This is a genomic window from Planktothricoides raciborskii GIHE-MW2 (assembly GCF_040564635.1).
GTDB classification, from domain to species: domain Bacteria; phylum Cyanobacteriota; class Cyanobacteriia; order Cyanobacteriales; family Laspinemataceae; genus Planktothricoides; species Planktothricoides raciborskii.
In genome coordinates this window covers 299,057-314,178 of the sequence record NZ_CP159837.1, presented here as the reverse complement: position 1 = coordinate 314,178, position 15,122 = coordinate 299,057, and the positions used below count along the sequence as shown (strand labels likewise).

Here is a 15,122-nt window from a genome sequence, read left to right as displayed (position 1 = left end):
CACATATTTTTTAACATAATTATACCTCTGGCAAAAAACATCTATCTTATAATTATATAATTATAATTATTTAATTCTCGACCACATAGCCAACTCATAATTCTCAATTGCTGACAAGAAATTGCAAGGGAAACCATAAGGCAACGATTTCGATAACGACTTGAGAATATTTTAAAAATTTTCACACTCCTATTAACATAATAAATCACTATTAATTTTTGATATAAATATCGATTGTAAAGGTTTCAGTATGAAAATGAACCTGGCTCTTTTTAAACAAGTTAAAATCATGGCAATCCCCTCGTCATTTAGGCAAATAATCTGTTTACTTTCTTGATTAATGATTGCATTTTTTAGCTGTGGTATTTTTTATTTACTGAATAGGATTTTTTATTTTTTTTTTCTTTTGATAGCTGTTTCTGCGACATCCACTACCACCAATTCTGGGATCCCAAAACCATTGAACAATGGTTTTTTCCCAAGAATACCAAACTTTCCCGTTTTCATTAAGGTTGATTCAATATTAGTGACAATTCGGCTTTCTCGTTGATTCGGATACTCCCCAATTTGTGCCGATATGGAAATAAGTTCGATATTCTCGCCAATATTCCAAGGCCACTAGGACTTGTTCTTCAAGAGTTAAGGCGCCACGCCGTACTCGTTTATCTTGAGGATTCTCTAACCGGACTTGTTCTTGTTCACCATTTCTTTAAAGGTTTGAATCTGGATACCAAATCTCCGTTTAAATTGCTCCGGTTTCAAATTTAGATAAAATGGATAATGGATTGTTGATGATTAATTTATTGTGGAACTGCAAAATATCTCTTTAGCATTTTATGCTGTTTTTAGCAAAAGATCCTGAAAATTAGCTATAACCATCGCATCCATTAATCAAGCCAATTTTTTAATTATAGCATAAAATTATTTTGCAAGAGGTCTATTATTCTTGACATCCGCTTAAGTAACCCTGTAATAGCCTCCATGTACCCGCAATGTCATCAAGTCGTCGTAGACCTAACCAAATAGTTTTCACTCCGGGTTCGCCATCTTTTTTACGTCCTAAGAAACCACCCAGGCTCGCAATCCAACGCACACATTGATTCAAAGTTGGCGGAGTTTCAGGGGGAATAGGCGTTGAGTGTATATGACACAATCTAGAGGTAGCAAAACCAATCGCCGATGACGACGCGCATCGCCCAATTCCGTATGCTTGAGTTCTTCGGCCACCCAAGAATTCATAATTTCTCCATCCCAGACGAGTCAATCGGAACGTCAATTTTAGCTGATGAGTCTATCTGTGCGATCGCCGTCCGGATCCTCTGGCGGCCTTGAGTCCGATCTCCGGGCTGCTTACTTGACCCAAAAAAGATGAAGTTTTGTGAATAAATTAGGCGAAACCCAGACTAGATAAGCTTTTGAAATTGTTAAGAAATATGTGAGTAAGACAAGTTTTGAAAGATGCGTCCGCCATCGTGAGGGCAAATTTTCTCCATTGATTTAGTTTTTTTATATAAAAAATAGTTTTAATTTGTTTGAATTTATTTTGCTTGATTGACATTATAATTATTTTATATTTTATATGGTTCGTCTGTGTTAGCTAAAACAATGGTGTTTCCAGAAAGCTTAATAAAAATTTAATGGTATTATTCTGAATATTGTGTATAATTTAAATTAGTATTTTATTACCGCTATTACCGCCAAAACAGATCGCTGATTGCCGGTGTTGCCTGGATAACCCCTAATATCTAATGGAGGCACAGACTATGAAACCTGTGGCTGAATCCGAATTGAACCCGCAAGAGTTGATCGATTGGTTGATTTCTACTATTGCCCATGAATTGCGAACTCCTTTAACCACGATTTTGGCATCAGCGGAATTGCTGGAATATTACCAAGATAAATGTTCTGAGCAACAAAAAAAACAATATTTGAAGCAAATTAAAATATCAATTCTCGCCATCCGAGAATTTTTAGATAGTGAAGATTTTGCGGCAAATTTGCAAAAATTGGCAGATCAAATCTCAGAACCAGAGCGGGTGTATCAATTATGTCAAATTTTACGCAAGGACTATGAATGACTATGAATGATTCGGAAAGTATCGGCTTCGATACCCCCAACCGATGGCGGATCCAAGGGAAGCTTTTGATAATTTTGCCAGAATTGTCTAATGAATGACTCGGAAAGTATCGGCGTGAGATGGTATTATCAGAAGGAAATACCGAGCATAAAGTCATGTCATCAGCAGCTAATATTTCAGATGAATTCGGGAATCCGTGGCAGGAGTTTTGGTCACTCGATCGCCAGATTACTTTTTTAAATCATGGTTCGTTCGGTGCTTGTCCCCAGGTGGTAATGGCTGAACAAAAAAGATTACGATCGCAACTGGAACTCGATCCAGTGCGATTTTTTATGCAAGATTTTGAGCTATTGTTAGATGATGCGAGACATAAATTAGCTCAATTTGTGGGGGCAAATCCTGAAGATTTAGTCTTTGTTCCCAATGCTACCACCGGGGTGAATACGGTATTGCGATCGCTACATTTCCATCCGGGAGACGAAATACTAACCACCGACCATGCTTATAATGCCTGTCAAAATGCCCTCAATTTTGTGGGCGATCGCGCCAATGTTCAGATAGTCCGGGCGCCAGTATCTTTTCCCCTGGAATCACCGGATCAAATCATTGAAGCGGTGATGCAGAAAGTCTCCGCAAAAACTAAACTGGTATTACTCGATCATGCTACCAGTCAAACGGGCTTAATTTTTCCCATTGAAAAACTCATTAGTCAACTGACAAAACTGGGAATTGATACCTTGGTGGATGGCGCCCAAGCACCGGGGATGGTATCGATAGATTTGTCAGAAATTGGCGCTACTTACTACACTGGCAACTGTCACAAATGGTTACTCAGTCCCAAAGGGGCAGGATTTTTATATATTCGCTCAGATCGACAGTCACAGATTCGTCCGCTTTCGATTAGTAACGGCACCAATTCACCACGCACGGATAAGTCAAGATTCCACTTAGAATTTGACTGGACAGGCACCGACGATCCCACCGCTTATTTATCAGTTCCCACCGCGATAAAATTTATTGATTCACACCTAGAAAATGGCTGGCTGGAACTGATGGAACGAAATCATCAGTTAGCGGTGACAGCCAGAAAAATAATCTGTGAAACCTTGGGAGTTGCTTTGCCCTGTCCTGATGAAATGATTGGGGCAATGGCTTCAATTCCTTTACCCCAGAAAGTCGAGCAATTTCCAGCCAATCAGTTGCCCGGTGCTTTGTATGATCGATATGGCATTCAAGTACCAATTTTTTATTTCTGGCCAACTCAGCAGTGGATAGTGAGAATTTCCGCGCAAATTTATAATACTGAGGCGCAATATGAGAAACTAGCCCAAGCTCTGAAAGAGTTGTTGAATTGTTAGTAGTTAGTATTGGTAGTATTGGTAGGGAGTGTTAAGGGAGCGAAGCGCAGTGTAACGCCCCAATTTGACCGATAAATTTGGCGCAGCACCATGCTCCATTTAATCTATATATAGTCATTTGCCCCGAAAACAAGATGCGCGATCGCACTTGAAAAAAAACGGCTGGGAGGCAGATACTCTAGATTGGCATTTCCTTTTCTGAACTGGGAACAAGGATATAGCTGACGGACTGATGTAAAAAAAGTGGCCATGCTCATGCGTGGCCATCATCTGATTATTTTAAGATAGATCGATTCGCTAAATTAAATATCTAAGCTTTTTCTGGTAAATATCTAAACTTTTTCGGGAGACACTGAAGCTGTTTTTACAATTGCAGATTCCGCGATCAATTCCGTAGGTAGATTTGGCATTTTCCCATTAGGATTAGATCCAGATTCGATCCGAATATCTTGCACCGGAGCGGTCAACTGAATCCCTAACTCGCCAATGCTTTTTTGCAACATCTTCAGCAAATCAACATACACATCCCAATAGTCCTCTGTCTTTGTCCATGCTGATAGAGTTACGGAAATCTGATAGTCATATTGACTACTCCAAGGGAACCAACCCGGGGCTGGGGTCTCTAACACTTTTGGATGTGATGCGGCAATCTGCATCCACATCTTGTAAACTTGATCTAGGTCTTGCTCAAACTTTACAGAGATTGGGATCGTATGCTTACGGATCTCTGCGGTGGTGAAATTAATAATGTCACCACCCCAAACATTATTGTTCGGCACATTAATAATACTTCCGTCAAAGCCCTGAAGTTTGGTACTCGCGAGGGTAATAGACTTAATGTAAGCCCAGTAGCCTCCCACCTTCACTTCATCCCCCACGTCAAAGGGCTTGTAGGCCATAATCATCAAGCCACTAGCCAAGTTGCCGAGGTTGCTTTGCAGGGCAAAACCGAGGATGAAACTCAGTCCACCAAATACGGCTAACAATGGACCTAAGCTGATTTCTAATGCGGTCAATGCGATCAGAACCCCGATAATGACCCCGCCACGTTTCACCAGCATGACCACAAATTCACGCAACAGAGACGAAGCTGCGAATTTGTTCATCGTGCCATTGACTACCCGACCCAGGATTTGGGAAACGACGATCGACACTACTAAAATACCCACGAACTTACCAATATTCATCCCCCAGCGGACACCGCCTTCATCAGACTCGATCCAACTGAGCATTCGGATGCCCAGTGCGTTGGTATCGCGGACATCAACTTCTACAAGACTGACGGCTTGAATGTAAGTTCTGTAAGCTATTGGGTCGCCCCCTTTGGCTTGTATTTCATCCAAAACCACATTTAAGCGATCGATCAGGCTAGTCCGTTCTCCTTGGAGTGTCGTGACGTTGACCACCAGTTGGGTTTTCACTTCCTCTTCTGCGGCGGAGGACTTTTCTAATTGTTTCGTCGCTTCGTTTAACTGTCCTTGTTTTTCTTGGAGTTTTGCTTCGCTGTCTGCGGCACCGGCTTCGACATCTGCGGCGGCTTGGTCAATATTGTCAGCCGCTGCCTCGGTATTTTTAGCCGCTGCCTCGGTTTGTGTGTTTTCCTTAGAACAGGAAACTTCAACTCCGGATTGACCTACATAGCTGGCGTAACCGTACTGGTTACAGTAAAGATCGAATTCATCAGCATCGGGGGATGATGCGGTGGCACCCTCTTGATCTGCCTGTTTTTTTTCTTCTTTTTTTTCGGCAGCAGTTTTGCCTCCTGCCGCTACATCTTGCTTGGCTTCGTCAACTAATTGCTTTACAGACTCATCCTGGTTAATTGTTTCCGTCGTTTGAGTGGCCGTATTGACTGCTTCTTGAGCTTTCCCTAGGGCTTCCTTGGCTTCTTCAACTTTTTTAGCTGCTGCTTCAGCTTCGGGAGAACCGGGTGTAGCTGCCTTTTGAGCTTCTTCAGCAGCAGCAAAGGCAGCTTTAGCATCTTCTAAGGCTTTAACCGCCTGTTGTTGTTGATCAACCACCTGATTCTTGCGTTTGATGGCAATTTCAGCGTTGCTGATTTCCTGAACTTTGGCTTTTAGCAAATCCATCCAGGCTGCGGCTTCAGTCTCTAACTCAGGGAGGGTCAGAGGCTTGACTAATAATTTAAGCTGGTCAACAGGAATGGTCGGAGCTTCGGTGGTGATTGCTTTGGGCGCGGGGGCTTCGGCTTTGGCTTCGGCTGGTGCCAGCAAAGTTTCTTGCCGGACTAATGTTTCCCCTGGTTGTTGCTGCGATCGCCCAGGAATTCCCCAGGCGACAACCGTGCAGACGACCCCAGCAAGCACAACCACTTGAGTTCGATTGCGAAACATCTGTTGTCCTCTATTATTTATTTTTATGCCTTACTGTAAGTGAACGAATCTCAAAACGTCAACTAAATTTAGAGATAGTTAGACAAGTTAATGATTTTTAGATATTTCTTTATCGTTAACTGGTTATTTTTATCAAAAATAACTAAAATAGAGCAGTTTGATTTCGCCATCTTATATAATGTCTTCTATACAGAATATAATTTAGGCATAAAATATCTGGTGGTTCCAGATAGAGCCTTTTTGAGGAATTACGCAAATATAGAGTTAAATCACTATATATTGCCGGTTGTAGGCCAGGTAAACCCTACATTTAGAGCCGCAAATTTTTTAGGTGTAATGCGATATTAAACACCGAAAACTTTAAGTAATTGTGATAATTGTGACAGTTTAGGGGGAAGAAAATGGTCGGGGATTGACCATGAAGCGATCGCGCCCCCAAGAAACCAGGAATTAAAGGCAATTCAATGGCAAAATTATCTTAATTTCCGATTTTTTGTTTACTGTAAAATTATTGTGAATTTTTAATTGCTTTATGCCATTGGCTAAGATTCGCGATCGCCTAGGGAAATCCCTCAGCCCGAAAAACCTGGCGATTTTTGAAGCCTGTTTAATTGGTTTGGTATCAGGGCTGGCAGCGGTTTTACTCAAACAAGGAGTGGAATGGCTGGGCAGCATTCGCCTAATCCTCACCCAACAATATCCAGTCTGGTTGGTACTACCCGCGATCGCCTGCTGCGGAACCTTTCTCGCCGGTTTACTCGTCCAGCGGGTCGCCCCAGAAACCTCTGGTAGTGGTATTCCCCAGGTAAAAGTTGCCTTAGCTGGACTCGGTGGCAACCTCGATGGTCGAGTCGCAGCGGTCAAGTTACTGGGCAGTATGCTCACCATTGCCTCTGGTGTCACCTTGGGCAGACAAGGTCCGACGGTGCAAATTGGCGCTGCATTGGCAGCCCAACTCAGTCGCTGGGTTCCAACCTCTCCCGACTATCGCCGTCAGTTAATTGCTTGTGGGGCTGCTGCCGGACTCGCAGCGGGGTTTAATGCCCCCATTGCCGGAGTCTTATTTGTAGTGGAAGAACTAATTAGAGATTTTTCCAATATTACCCTCGGTCCGGCGATTATTGCTTCCTTTATCGGGGCGGTAGTTTCTCGGATCCTGGGGGGACAAAGCCTCAACCTAGATCAAAGTCTCACCGCCAGATATACCACCTTTTCCGCCCAAGAGATTCCTTTTTACCTGCTGTTGGGCATTCTCGCGGGGTTGCTGGGGGTATTGTTTCAAAAAGGCATTGTCCAAACCACTATTTTTAATCGGCGATGGCTGCGAATCGGTTTGCCCCTGCAAATGGCCTTAGCTGGCTTAATTGGCGGCATTGTTGTCTCCCTCTTACCGCCGCTATTTAGAAATTACGCCGGGTTACGAGAGTTTATGTTGACTGGGGAACCTGATGCGAAAAGTTGCGCGATCGCCTTTATCACTCACTTCTGTCTCACCATTATCGCCGCCAGTTCTCGCGCCCCAGGGGGACTATTTGCCCCATCCTTAATTCTCGGATCTGCCCTCGGTTATCTAGTTGGTTTATGGGAATGGGAAATTGTGGCTTTGGCAAAACCTACCAGTTACGCCTTTGCGGGAATGGGGGCATTTTTTTGCGCCGTATCTCGTGCGCCAATTACCAGCGTGGTAATGATATTTGAAATTACCACGGACTTTAACCTAGTCTTGCCTTTGATGATTGTCAGCGTGGTGTCTTACTTAGTCTCGGAACGCATCAATCGCGGTTCACTTTATGATGAGCTTTTGGCATTAAATGGCATTGAACTAAAAAAAGAAAAACCAGTGGGCGGTTTTTTATCGGAAATCCATGCCGTAGACGTGATGCAGCGGCAAGTGGAAACCCTCAGCGCCGAACAAACTCTCGGTGAAGCTTTGCATAAGTTTGCATCGTCTCATCATCGCGGCTTTCCCGTGGTCAACAATGGTCAATTGGTAGGAATTGTCGGTCAAGCGGATTTAGCCAAAATAGGCACCAAAGGCTATCACGAACATCAATTAGTCCGAGAAATTATGACCCCACAGCCGGTAACGGTAAATTCAGACGATAGTTTAAGCGAGGTTTTATATCAGTTAAATCGGTTTGGTTTGAGTCGCTTGCCGGTAGTCGAAGGACGTAAATTAGTAGGGATTATTACTCGTAGCGATATTATTAGAACCGAAAGCACTCATTTAGCCAGAGAAACTTCCGGTAAAAGCAATCCTACTCCCTCTTATGTGGTGTATCAAACTCGCGATCCAGCGGTGGGAAAAACTCGGATTTTGGTGCCATTGGCTAACCCAGAAACTGCCGGAACTTTGATTAGGTTGGCAGCAGCGATCGCCCGTGAGCAAAATTCAGAACTAGAATGCCTGCAAGTGCTGTTAGTCCACCGGGATCAACCCCCATCAGAAACCCCAGTACGCACCACTCAGAGTCGTCGGTTGTTAAAACAAGCGGTAAGAATTGCCCGCAGTTACGGAGTGCCGGTGCATACACAAGTGCGCGTGACTCACGATGTCTCCCAAGCGATTTTAGATACTATCAAAGAGCGACATATTGATTTAATTTTAATGGGTTGGAAAGGTGCCACCTTAAGCCCTGGGCGGATTTTTAGTAACGTGGTTGATACGGTAATTCGCCAAGCTTCTTGTCATGTGGTAGTGGTGAAATGGAGTCAATCTTTACAGATGAACAGCTTAGACAATCCTATAGAAGAGGTTCCGAATACTAAAAGCTGTCCGGTGCCTTTATTTAATCGGTGGTTACTTTGCATCGGTGGCGGCCCTAATTCTCAACAAGCCCTCAAACTTTTACCGGGCTTATTAAAGCTTGGGAATCAACCAGAAATTCGCCTTTGTGAAGTATTCGATCCTAATCAATTTCAACCGGATAAAACCCCATTATATCAAGCCCGTGAATTTCTGAATCAGCGGGTGAATTGTCCCATCTCCGCTACTCCCATATATGGCGATTCTGTTCCTGATGTGATTAGTACCCTCGCACAAGAGTATAATTACGATGTAGTGTTACTCGGCGCCAGTCGGGAAGGATTATTACAACAGGTGATTAAGGGCAATATTCCCGAAGAAATTTCTCGCGGTTGTAATTGTACGGTGATTTTAGTCCGCAGTGCGATCGGCACTTCTTAAATCAAGCAATATCAACTCAACAAAGACCAGCTTGGCTAAATCCAGAGATTTATCTCAGCCAAATCAAAGTACAATGAGTACAATTAATTATGTACACCTACTTATCGCGCTCATTTAGGGGCAGATAGAATGGCCAAAGATATCTACCACGAAGCGGTTAAAATAGCTTTAATCAAAGATGGCTGGACAATTACAGAGGATCCGCTACGGTTGAAGTTTGGTGGTCGGATGACTTATGTAGATTTGGGGGCAGAAAAGTTGTTAGCAGCACAAAAAGAAGGTCAGCAAATTGCCGTAGAGGTAAAAAGCTTTTTAAATCCTTCTCCCGTTAAAGATTTAGAACAAGCCTTGGGGCAATACATCATGTATTCCCAGGTTTTGGCAAAACTGCAACAGAATCGTCTATTATATCTTGCAATTCCTCAAGTCGTATTTTATGATTTTTTTTCTGAGGAATTACCCAAGTTAATCGTGGAAATAAATCAGATTAAGTTGTTAGTTTTTAATCCAGAAAGTCAGGAGGTATGCCAATGGATCGCTTAGATTTTTATCGAGACACTATTGAAAAAATCCTGAAAAGACACGCTGATTTGCCTTATTCCTATGGCCAAATTGATGAATATGCGATCGTCGATCGCGATCGCAACCACTTTTTATTATTTGATGTGGGATGGCAACAGGAAGACGGCAAAAGACGCCGCGTTCACGGCTGTATTACCCACGTCCAAATTATTGATGGGAAAATTTGGATTCAAAGAGATGGTATTGAAGATGGCATTACGGAAGAATTGCTAGAAGCGGGAATACCAAAATCCGATATTGTCCTAGGATTTCAGCCCCCAGAAGTTCGTCCCTATACAGGTTATGGGATATCCTGAAAAAACTTTTAAGGAAAATTTGCGGAACTTTTGGGAATGGGAATGGCTACTCCTTCACCACTTCCACCAAGTCTTCTACCATCACATCAAAGGTGCGAGCTAACTTGATGATGGCGACTAAATCTACTGTAGCCATTCCGGGCGATCGCGCATAATGGCGAATCGTGCTATAGACCAACCCAGAGCGATCGGCCACTTCCTTCATGCTCCAGCCTTTTTCCTCTGCTAACTCGCGAATTTTTAGCTTAACTAGACCCATGTATTGACAAGTGATAAATATTTATCATATAGTGGTAAAAATATAAATGGCGACGCCTCCGGACTGGAAAACTGAAGGGCGATCGCCAATCCAATCCAAATCCCACAAAAAGGGGAAGGGACTTACTAGATCCCACAAAAATGGGAACGTACTTACTATGATAAGAACGCACTTACTATGATAACAACTTTTAAGCCAAAGTCAATTAGCTGGCATCCTTTATGCCGGTTTGTCACCAAAGAAGCGATCGCCCGATTATTAAAAGTCCCAGTCAAGCATATCTATCGGGTGCGCCTCTGGTTTCGGGTGATCCTCGTTGTGGGTAAAGGAATCAGCCGTTTTGTCAGCTACGCTGACTTGCCCCCCATTCTCGGCGTTGACTTACCCCAAGGACGGGATTATGATTACTGGCGGCGGCGTTGGCCAGGAAAATATGCCCCGGACTTTTGGGTTGAATTTTATCAACAGCATTTCCAGCAAGCCACCTCAATGGGTCAATTATTTGCTTGGGGTAAATTAGTGGGTTCGATCAAACATCTCTTGACCCCCGAAGGATTAGAAAGTTTGCGATCGCTTTATCGTCAGAAAAAAGATTTGTTTCAAACGGGGAAAAACCACAGAGTCACAGAGACAATAAGTTTCTCGAAGTAACTGTTAATGGTGACCCGGACTTTATGCTTGATAATTTAACTGGTTAAATCCTCTATGTCCTCAATTAAATCGTTGCTTAACCGTCGTCGTTTCCTTCAGGTCAGTTTATTCGCTAGTACCGTCGGTCTGTCTTGGGCTTGTGCGGAAAATCGGGTACAATCTCAACAGCAAAAAGTGTTGGTGATTGGGGCGGGAATTGCCGGATTAGCGGCAGCCCAAGAACTTCAGCAAAATGGGTTTCAAGTGACGGTTTTGGAAGGGCGCGATCGCATTGGGGGGCGCATTTATACCGATCGCACCCTGGGCTTTCCCGTAGATTTGGGGGCGTCTTGGATTCATGGGATTACCGATAATCCTATTGGCAATTTAGCGCGAGAATGGAATATTGCTATTAAGCCCACAGATTTCGATAATATTCTCTTGTACGGCAGCAATGGCAAATTAATTAGCGATGAGGATATTGATAGTAGTTATGAAATCTATGAAAAAATTATCGAACGGGCGGAAGCCTTAGCGGAAAATTCAGAAAAAGACCTCTCCCTGGCAGCCACAATTCAACAGATTTTAAAATCCCAAACCCTGAAACCCCAAGAATCTCAGTTAGTCCAATGGTGGTTGAATTCTGAACTGATTATTGACCGGGGTGCGGACTTAGAAAATCTTTCCGCTTGGTGGTTTGATGAGGGAGAAAGTTTTGACGGCGATGATTATATTTTTCCCCAAGGATATGACCAAATTATTAACGGATTAGCGAAAAATCTGGAAATTCAGCGGCAACAAACAGTGATGGAAATTACCACCAGCAATTCAGGGGTATTCGTCACCACTGATCGAGGCAATTTTACCGCTGATGCGGCGATCGTCACCTTACCTTTGGGAGTCTTAAAATCTGGAAATATTAAGTTTTCTCCCCCATTGCCTGCCAACAAACAAGGGGCAATAGATCGCCTAAGTATGGGAGTTTTAAATAAGGTAGTGTTAAAATTTCCCCAGGAATTTTGGCCAGAAGAATATCACGGATTTGGTTGTCTATCTGAAGGAAAAGCGGATTTTGGTGAATTTTTAAATTGGTCACTCTACAGTCAAAAACCGGCATTAATGGCATTTACTGGCGGTAGTTTTGCCCGCCAGATCGAACAGTTATCAGAAACGCAAATTAGCGATCGCATTATGCGGGTTTTGCGGCAGAATTATGGCCAACCCATTCCTGAACCGGAAATGGTGATGATGACTCGATGGACTCAAGATCCCTTTGCTTTCGGGTCTTATTCCTATATTCCCGTGGGTGGGGATAGTGGCGATCGCGATCTCCTCGCTGAACCCGTGAACCAGCGCCTCTTATTTGCCGGAGAAGCAACCTCCCGTGACTATCCCTCCACGGTACATGGGGCTTACTTATCAGGAATTCGGGAAGCGCAGCGATTAATTAATAGTTAAAGTGCGAATTTCTAGCCGATACTCTCTGAAGAAACTACACTAATATCGCTGATTAATATCTATAACTTGAATGAAGTTTTACCATAACCAACATCAAATTGCCCCAAAATCAGAAATGCCGCAAGTGCTTTTACCACCGCGAGTTTTGTGGGTCGGAGTGGGTTGCCAACGGTTTACCTCTAGAAAGGCGATAGAAACGGGGATAGAGGAAGTATTTCAAAAGAATCATTTGGCGGTGGAGGCGATCGCCGGTATTGCCACCATTGATACCAAAGCCACGGAAGCGGGACTGGTGGAACTTTGCCGCGATCGCCAATGGCCGTTACGCACTTTTCCCGCCGAAAAGTTGCGATCCCAGGCAGTACCCAACCCTGAAGCCGCGATCGCCGAAAAAATCCTCACCCCTAGCGTGGCTGAAGCCGCTGCCCTCTGTGCTGTTGCCACCGTGAGTCCGGCAACGGATAAAATAGCCCAAACGGGAGAAACTGTGCGTTCGCGAAGCGTTGCGGATGCAATATCGCTCCTAGTGCCGAAACAAATTTTTCGCCTAGAAACCGAACCAGGAGCCGTAACCATTGCCGTTGCCGTAGCTGAATCGGCATATACAGTCATTTCAAATCAAAATGTTAACAACAAGCGCGAATCCTAACCTATTCTAACTTGCATTTATAATTTTTTTTCACGATAAACAGGATAAACTTTTAACAGTTTAGAATCTCAAACATAGAGAAAAAAATCAGGGATTATCTCGTATTTGTAAGGGCGGCGCGGGGGAGCAACGCCAGTATGAAAACCTTCTTGTCTATGATAAATTGCCAGTATCACTGAGATTACCCGGGGACTGCTCCGCCAAATCAAGACATAATCGGACTTACCACTGCAAAAACCCAGTGAAGGATGCAGATTTTTTTGTGTCAGAAAAATTTAAGATTTATTTTTGCGGATTTACCACTCTCACAACTGTATTTCCCATCAAGATTCGGGATCGCCCCACGGTACTGCATCGCGATCGCATGAATTTTCAGCCTAGGGCGCGATCTTTCCGGCATATAGGTTATTAATGGAAATATTAAGTGAACCGCCGGAAAGATCGCGCCCCTACGATGGGCGAAAACTCCGCCGGTAAATATTTCCCTGACAAATGGCCATCCGCAAAATTTCGGCAAAATTTCGGCAAAATTTCGGCAAAATTTCGGCAAAATTTCGGCGATCGACTCATGGGGCGATCCTCATTACCCCCCTGATGTAGCGACAGCTTCAAAAACAGGGTATGTTCAGATAAGTATAAACTCACAAGGGTTGCTGCTTTAATCAATTGGCTGTAATCCCACCTTCACGACTCCCCGATCGGCTTCAACCGCTATTGGGTCTGATGGTTGATGTTCCTCCTTTCACTCACTCAAAAGATTACAAAAAATCGCATTCATCATGCAGACTTTTCTTTTTATTTGCTTTGGACAACTGATATCCCTAGTGGGGTCTGGTCTAACCAGCTTTGCCCTGGGGGTTTGGGTATATCAAACCACCGGATCGGTTACACAGTTTGCCTTGATTTCTTTGTTCATTCATCTACCAAACATCATCATCTCACCCGTAGTCGGTGCGATCGTCGATCGCTGGGATCGTCGCTGGGCGATGATTCTCAGTGACTCCGTAGCCGGAATTGGCACCCTAGCGATCTGGATGTTGCTATTTTTTGATCGCCTAGAAATCTGGCATATCTATGTAGCGGTGGGCTTTAACTCCATCTTCAACGCCTTTCAATGGCCTGCTTACTCCGCCACTATCAGCTTACTGGTGCCCAAACAACACCTGCCTAGGGCTAATGGTGCGGTGCAGATATCCCGCGCTACGGCGAAAATTTTGTCTCCGGCATTAGCTGGGGTACTCGTTGCCGTAATTCACTTAGAAGGCATCCTCATCATTGACTTTACTACTTTTTTGGTTGCCTTAGCCATTATGCTGATGGTTCGCTTTCCGCAACCGGAAAAAACCAATAAAAAATCAGCCCAATGGCGCGACCTATCCCGCGATCTATCCCAAGAAATTGTCTCTGGTTGGAATTACATTACCTTCCGTCCCGGTTTGCGAGGTTTGCTAACTTTCTTCACCGTTGTTTACTTCACAATGGGGATTTTAGAGGTATTATTCTGGCCTTTAATGCTGAATTTCTCCTCTAGTCAAGAACTAGGAATGGTTCTGTCTATTGGCGGTTTTGGCTGGTTACTGGGCAGTATCACTATGAGTGCTTGGGGTGGACCAAGACGGAAGATTTCCGGGATTTATTTCTTTGTCCCATTCCAAGGACTCTTATTATGTCTTGGTGTCTTTAACAGTTCCGTAACTTTGGCTGGTTTAGCCGTATTTGGTTTCCTCTTTGCCTATCCCATTGTGATTAGTTGTAATCAAACCATTTGGCAAACAAAAGTCCCCACGGATTTACAAGGACGAGTATTTGCCTTACAACAAGCGATGGAAAAATCTGCCTCGATTTTGGCTTATATCCTCACCGGGCCGATTGTAGATCATATCTTTGAACCGTTACTGTTAAGTGATGGATTGTTGGCCGGAACTATTGGCCGGGCGATCGGTACAGGCCCAGGTCGGGGTAGCGCTTTCTTCTTAATATTGATGGGTCTGATCAATATTTTGGCTACTTTCATTGCTTATCAAAATCGTCAGATTCGCCGTGTCGAGGTGATGGTTCGCGACCCGATTATGTCTGAATCAAATTCGACTGAAAGCATTTCTGATAAAACTCTTTGTGAGTCTGGTTCTAAAGATTAATTAATTAATCGATTAATTAATTGGTGGGAAAAACCCCGGTTTCTTCAAACCGGGGTTTTTCCGTTTTTCTTACTTCACGGTATTCATGGCTTTTTGGCTATCCTGAATATATTCCTTCACGTATTTATAGATA

Annotated in this window: 14 protein-coding genes and 2 pseudogenes; 10 read left to right on the top strand and 6 right to left on the bottom strand. The window is 43.7% G+C overall.

From position 1 onward, the window contains the following. Nucleotides 1-66: 66 nt before the first annotated feature. The 3 genes and pseudogenes from ABWT76_RS01225 to ABWT76_RS01215 all read right to left on the bottom strand — a co-directional run bounded on the left by ABWT76_RS01225 (nucleotide 67) and on the right by ABWT76_RS01215 (nucleotide 1,239). Nucleotides 67-786, bottom strand: a pseudogene (locus tag ABWT76_RS01225) (transposase family protein). Nucleotides 787-940: 154 nt separating this feature from the next. Further along, nucleotides 941-1,126 (bottom strand): annotated as a pseudogene (locus tag ABWT76_RS01220) (IS4 family transposase); the annotation flags it as partial. Continuing rightward, complete coding sequence (locus ABWT76_RS01215) at nucleotides 1,102-1,239, bottom strand: transposase DNA-binding-containing protein (protein ID WP_082348759.1); 138 nt, start codon at nucleotides 1,237-1,239, stop codon at nucleotides 1,102-1,104. The pseudogene ABWT76_RS01220 and the gene ABWT76_RS01215, both read right to left, overlap by 25 nt. A 524-nt stretch (nucleotides 1,240-1,763) precedes the next feature. Here ABWT76_RS01215 and ABWT76_RS01210 point away from each other — a divergent pair. Together ABWT76_RS01210 and ABWT76_RS01205 are read left to right on the top strand one after the other, a co-directional pair. Then, on the top strand, nucleotides 1,764-2,078 hold the full coding sequence (locus ABWT76_RS01210) for a histidine kinase dimerization/phospho-acceptor domain-containing protein (RefSeq protein WP_054465173.1): 315 nt from the start codon (nucleotides 1,764-1,766) through the stop codon (nucleotides 2,076-2,078). Between the two features lie 119 nt (nucleotides 2,079-2,197). After that, nucleotides 2,198-3,436 (top strand): aminotransferase class V-fold PLP-dependent enzyme, encoded by a 1,239-nt coding sequence (locus ABWT76_RS01205; RefSeq protein WP_313890615.1) that lies wholly within the window; start codon nucleotides 2,198-2,200, stop codon nucleotides 3,434-3,436. Between the two features lie 332 nt (nucleotides 3,437-3,768). Here ABWT76_RS01205 and ABWT76_RS01200 read toward each other — a convergent pair whose 3' ends face one another. After that, nucleotides 3,769-5,790 (bottom strand): mechanosensitive ion channel family protein, encoded by a 2,022-nt coding sequence (locus ABWT76_RS01200; RefSeq protein ID WP_054465174.1) that lies wholly within the window; start codon nucleotides 5,788-5,790, stop codon nucleotides 3,769-3,771. A gap of 532 nt (nucleotides 5,791-6,322) precedes the next feature. Here ABWT76_RS01200 and ABWT76_RS01195 point away from each other — a divergent pair. The 3 genes from ABWT76_RS01195 (at nucleotide 6,323) to ABWT76_RS01185 (ending at nucleotide 9,855) form a co-directional block, all read left to right on the top strand. Further along, nucleotides 6,323-8,977: a chloride channel protein gene (locus ABWT76_RS01195; protein ID WP_054465176.1), complete on the top strand. Its 2,655-nt coding sequence runs from the start codon at nucleotides 6,323-6,325 to the stop codon at nucleotides 8,975-8,977. A 129-nt stretch (nucleotides 8,978-9,106) separates the two neighbouring features. Then, on the top strand, nucleotides 9,107-9,520 hold the full coding sequence (locus ABWT76_RS01190; RefSeq protein WP_054465177.1) for an element excision factor XisH family protein: 414 nt from the start codon (nucleotides 9,107-9,109) through the stop codon (nucleotides 9,518-9,520). Next, nucleotides 9,508-9,855 carry a XisI protein gene (locus ABWT76_RS01185; protein WP_054465178.1) on the top strand — a complete coding sequence of 116 codons (348 nt, stop codon included), beginning with the start codon at nucleotides 9,508-9,510 and terminating at the stop codon, nucleotides 9,853-9,855. Before ABWT76_RS01190 ends, ABWT76_RS01185 begins: the two co-directional genes overlap by 13 nt. 46 nt (nucleotides 9,856-9,901) lie before the next feature. Here ABWT76_RS01185 and ABWT76_RS01180 read toward each other — a convergent pair whose 3' ends face one another. Continuing rightward, nucleotides 9,902-10,114 carry a helix-turn-helix domain-containing protein gene (locus ABWT76_RS01180; RefSeq protein WP_054465179.1) on the bottom strand — a complete coding sequence of 71 codons (213 nt, stop codon included), beginning with the start codon at nucleotides 10,112-10,114 and terminating at the stop codon, nucleotides 9,902-9,904. Between the two features lie 177 nt (nucleotides 10,115-10,291). Between ABWT76_RS01180 and ABWT76_RS01175 the strand changes: the two genes are divergently transcribed. From ABWT76_RS01175 to ABWT76_RS01160, 4 genes are all read left to right on the top strand, one after another. Next, entirely contained in the window at nucleotides 10,292-10,765 is a 474-nt protein-coding gene (locus tag ABWT76_RS01175) for a hypothetical protein (RefSeq protein WP_054465180.1), read from the top strand. Nucleotides 10,766-10,819: 54 nt separating this feature from the next. Next, nucleotides 10,820-12,202: an FAD-dependent oxidoreductase gene (locus tag ABWT76_RS01170; protein ID WP_082348761.1), complete on the top strand. Its 1,383-nt coding sequence runs from the start codon at nucleotides 10,820-10,822 to the stop codon at nucleotides 12,200-12,202. 70 nt (nucleotides 12,203-12,272) lie between these two features. Next, a complete protein-coding gene (locus ABWT76_RS01165) occupies nucleotides 12,273-12,851 on the top strand; it encodes a cobalamin biosynthesis protein (protein ID WP_072160679.1) in 579 nt (192 codons plus the stop codon). 262 nt (nucleotides 12,852-13,113) lie between these two features. Beyond that, entirely contained in the window at nucleotides 13,114-13,263 is a 150-nt protein-coding gene (locus ABWT76_RS01160; protein WP_156331564.1) for a hypothetical protein, read from the top strand. Nucleotides 13,264-13,271: 8 nt separating this feature from the next. On the opposite strand, the gene ABWT76_RS01155 is transcribed toward ABWT76_RS01160, so the two are convergent. Next, nucleotides 13,272-13,496 carry a hypothetical protein gene (locus ABWT76_RS01155; RefSeq protein ID WP_190882973.1) on the bottom strand — a complete coding sequence of 75 codons (225 nt, stop codon included), beginning with the start codon at nucleotides 13,494-13,496 and terminating at the stop codon, nucleotides 13,272-13,274. A gap of 134 nt (nucleotides 13,497-13,630) precedes the next feature. Here ABWT76_RS01155 and ABWT76_RS01150 point away from each other — a divergent pair, with 134 nt between their 5' ends. Beyond that, on the top strand, nucleotides 13,631-14,989 hold the full coding sequence (locus ABWT76_RS01150) for an MFS transporter (protein ID WP_054465181.1): 1,359 nt from the start codon (nucleotides 13,631-13,633) through the stop codon (nucleotides 14,987-14,989). The last annotated feature ends 133 nt before the right edge of the window (nucleotides 14,990-15,122 follow it).

Bases quoted from the DNA above. Each gene is read 5' to 3' on its own strand.
- ABWT76_RS01170 (WP_082348761.1), top strand. From the start codon at position 10,820: ATGTCCTCAATTAAATCGTTGCTTAACCGTCGTCGTTTCCTTCAGGTC.
- ABWT76_RS01195 (WP_054465176.1), top strand. From the start codon at position 6,323: ATGCCATTGGCTAAGATTCGCGATCGCCTAGGGAAATCCCTCAGCCCG.
- ABWT76_RS01215 (WP_082348759.1), bottom strand. From the start codon at position 1,239: ATGAATTCTTGGGTGGCCGAAGAACTCAAGCATACGGAATTGGGCGAT.
- ABWT76_RS01185 (WP_054465178.1), top strand. From the start codon at position 9,508: ATGGATCGCTTAGATTTTTATCGAGACACTATTGAAAAAATCCTGAAA.
- ABWT76_RS01175 (WP_054465180.1), top strand. From the start codon at position 10,292: ATGATAACAACTTTTAAGCCAAAGTCAATTAGCTGGCATCCTTTATGC.
- ABWT76_RS01205 (WP_313890615.1), top strand. From the start codon at position 2,198: ATGGTATTATCAGAAGGAAATACCGAGCATAAAGTCATGTCATCAGCA.
- ABWT76_RS01165 (WP_072160679.1), top strand. From the start codon at position 12,273: ATGAAGTTTTACCATAACCAACATCAAATTGCCCCAAAATCAGAAATG.
- ABWT76_RS01210 (WP_054465173.1), top strand. From the start codon at position 1,764: ATGAAACCTGTGGCTGAATCCGAATTGAACCCGCAAGAGTTGATCGAT.
- ABWT76_RS01190 (WP_054465177.1), top strand. From the start codon at position 9,107: ATGGCCAAAGATATCTACCACGAAGCGGTTAAAATAGCTTTAATCAAA.
- ABWT76_RS01180 (WP_054465179.1), bottom strand. From the start codon at position 10,114: ATGGGTCTAGTTAAGCTAAAAATTCGCGAGTTAGCAGAGGAAAAAGGC.
- ABWT76_RS01200 (WP_054465174.1), bottom strand. From the start codon at position 5,790: ATGTTTCGCAATCGAACTCAAGTGGTTGTGCTTGCTGGGGTCGTCTGC.
- ABWT76_RS01150 (WP_054465181.1), top strand. From the start codon at position 13,631: ATGCAGACTTTTCTTTTTATTTGCTTTGGACAACTGATATCCCTAGTG.